Source organism: Pseudomonas sp. W2Jun17, assembly GCF_023127795.1.
GTDB classification, from domain to species: domain Bacteria; phylum Pseudomonadota; class Gammaproteobacteria; order Pseudomonadales; family Pseudomonadaceae; genus Aquipseudomonas; species Aquipseudomonas synxantha_A.
This window is the reverse complement of record NZ_SPKO01000012.1, coordinates 1-450: the sequence shown is the minus strand read 5'-3', so window position 1 is coordinate 450 and position 450 is coordinate 1. Positions and strand designations below refer to the sequence as shown.

The 450-nt window shown below is 60.2% G+C and carries 1 protein-coding gene; it reads right to left on the bottom strand.

The window, feature by feature from the left end:
• Nucleotides 1-450 (bottom strand): hypothetical protein (locus tag E4O98_RS10130; RefSeq protein ID WP_248134894.1); only part of this gene is annotated, 450 nt, incomplete at both ends.

Sequence of the window (450 nt, the reverse complement as noted above, 5' to 3'; positions counted from 1 at the left end):
ACTGCCGCTCAACAATGACGTGCTGATCGTCGTACCGATAACGCTCGCTTTCCCCGACAGCATTGGTCGCGCAAACCAGTCGTCCCGCTTCGTCATAGGCGTAGGAAACGACGTTCTGTTCGGTCTCCCACACGTAGGGCTCACGCCCTTTGGCGCGATGTACCTGGTAGTCCACCGCGACGATACGACCCAGCTCATAACGCAACAGCAGCGAGCGACCAGCACCGTTATCCAGCCGCTCAATTCGCCCGGAAGGATCACGGCAAATGCGCAGCCGGTTGTCATACGCATCGCTGATCGAGACCAGCACACCGTCGCGAAAGTGATAGAACCGCGACGCCTGGGCCAGTACTAACTCATCAGGAGCCGAGCCCAAGTAGATCGCCGCTTCCGCCAGGCTATTGGTGATCGCGGGTCGAGCCGCTGTAGGCAAGGGCAGGGTGGTCGAGC